The sequence below is a fragment of the Bartonella sp. AA74HLJMH genome (genome assembly GCF_042197045.1).
Classification (GTDB): domain Bacteria; phylum Pseudomonadota; class Alphaproteobacteria; order Rhizobiales; family Rhizobiaceae; genus Bartonella.
Window position 1 is genome coordinate 1 of sequence record NZ_JBHIRJ010000064.1, and the last position, 2,265, is coordinate 2,265.

Sequence of the window (2,265 nt, forward strand, 5' to 3'; positions counted from 1 at the left end):
TCTTGATTATCATCATTTTTGCCATCTAAAAGCTTTAACTCGCCTTTGTACTGAGGCAATATGACTTCTGTTACATAGCGATCAACACCGTTTTTATCTTGCCATTTACGAGTTTGTAGTCGTCCCTCGATATAAACTTTGCTGCCTTTATTCAGATACTGGAGAGCTACTTTTGCCAAGTGTGGATTAAACACCACAATGGAATGCCATTCGGTTTTGTCTATTCTCTTATTGGTTGCCTTGTCTGTATAGCTCTCAGACGTTGCCATTCGAAAATTGACCACCTCGATGCCAGTTGACATTGTTTTGCTTTCTGGATTGGCACCTAAATGACCAATTAAAATCACTTTATTAAGCATGTTTGTAAGTCCCATTAAATGATGTAAAGATCATAACATGTTTTATGTGTTTTTACAATGTTTTCAGTTAGCTAATAACAATTATTTAATGTTTTACATTATGTTATAAATCACTAAAGCGTGTAAAATCGGATTGAAAGGCAAGGGGAACGATTCCTGTCGGACCATGGCGTTGTTTTGCTATAATAACCTCGGCTTTACCCTTGGCTTGCTCCATTGCCTCTTGCCATTTGCTATACTCAGCAGTGCCTTCTTTTGGTTCTTCATTTTTGAGATAGTATTCTTCACGATAAACAAACAGCACAATGTCGGCATCTTGCTCAATTGAACCAGATTCACGTAAATCGGAGAGTTGTGGACGTTTATCGGTTCGGTTTTCAACTTGACGCGAAAGTTGTGACAGAGCAATGATGGGAATATTGAGTTCTTTTGCAAGTGCTTTTAATCCGGTGGTAATGGCTGTAATTTCTTGAACGCGATTTTCTAATGAACGCTTTGAACCGCTTGTCATGAGTTGGATATAATCGATAATCAAGACATCTAGACCATGTTGTCGTTTAAGACGCCTTGCACGAGCGGACAATTGTGCAATAGACACCCCACCCGTTTGATCAATATAAAGAGGGATTGTTTGTAAGGAACGCATTGCGTGAATAATTTTTGCAAATTGCTCTTCTGAGATATTACCACGGCGCATATCAGAAGAAGAAACCTTTATTTGCTCTGAGATAATACGAGTTGCAAGCTGTTCAGTTGACATCTCAAGTGAAAAGAAACCAACAATACCCCCTTCATTGGCTTGGCTGTTATCATGACGCTTGCAAGCATTGGCAATATTAAAAGCAATATTGGTCGCCAGAGAGGTCTTCCCCATCCCAGGGCGCCCCGCAAGGATAATTAAGTCAGATGCTTGTAACCCTCCCATTTTCTCATCAAGTGTTTTGATATGGGTAGCTATCCCTGAGAGCTGTGAGGAACGCTTTTTTGCAGCGCTTGCCATGTTAAGTGCTTTTGCAATGGCTGTATTAAAGTTTTCAAACCCACCCCCATATTTTCCTTTTTCTGCCAATTCAAACAACTGATTTTCAACAGTTTCAATTTGTTGTGATGTTGTAAGTTCTACAGAAACATCATAAGCTCTATTCACAACTTGAGTGCCAAGGTTAATTAAAGAGCGTCGGATAAACAGATCATAAATGACACTCCCATAATCTTTGGTATTAATGATTGTTACAGCTTCTTTAGCTAAACGCACCACGTAATTATATACAGTGATGTCACCAATTTTCGCATCATTTTCAACAAAGGGCTTAATAGTAATGGGATCTGCAACTTTTCCATTTTGAATAATTTGTGAAATGATATCAAAAAGCTTTTGATGCAACGGTTCAAAAAAGTGCTCTGCTTTTAAAAAATCAGAAACGCTATCAAGAGCATTATTATTGATAATGATAGCACCCAGCAAAGCTTTCTCTGCTTCAATATTATGGGGCAGTTGACGAAAAGAAGATTGTTCTTCTGTTTGAAAAGAAGGTAAATTAACAGCGTTCATTTTATTCATTATGATTTAAATTGATTTGATAAATGATAATTATAAATCACTGAATCTACAGTGTGAATCCCATTTTTATTTTACTTAACAGCTTGCTTTTTGATACGTTTTGTGCAATAAAGAGACGTTCTTTTATATTTCGGTTATTTCTTTTAATCGTTTATTTAGATCGCTAGCTGTTTTGATAATAAAAGCCGTATCAATTCATTTTGATGCGGTTTTTATGTATTAAGGCTTGCATTTTTACACGTTTTGTGTAATATATTTTAACATTTAAAATGTATAAGTTTCCAGTTGCAAACAAAAGCCGTGTCTTAAAGGACGCGGCTTTTTTGCTATAAAGCAGCCCCCCGC

The 2,265-nt window shown here is 37.0% G+C and carries 2 protein-coding genes; both read right to left on the reverse strand.

What is annotated here, in order from left to right:
• A partial coding sequence (gene ssb, locus ACFINH_RS09545) for a single-stranded DNA-binding protein (RefSeq protein ID WP_375632918.1) occupies nucleotides 1-359 on the reverse strand: 359 nt, incomplete at its 3' end.
• Between the two features lie 103 nt (nucleotides 360-462).
• Nucleotides 463-1,920, reverse strand: a complete 1,458-nt coding sequence (locus ACFINH_RS09550) for a replicative DNA helicase (protein ID WP_375632920.1) — start codon at nucleotides 1,918-1,920, stop codon at nucleotides 463-465.
• Nucleotides 1,921-2,265 lie beyond the last annotated feature (345 nt).

Coding starts and splice junctions, on each gene's coding strand:
- ACFINH_RS09550 (WP_375632920.1), bottom strand. CDS start 1,920: ATGAATAAAATGAACGCTGTTAATTTACCTTCTTTTCAAACAGAAGAA.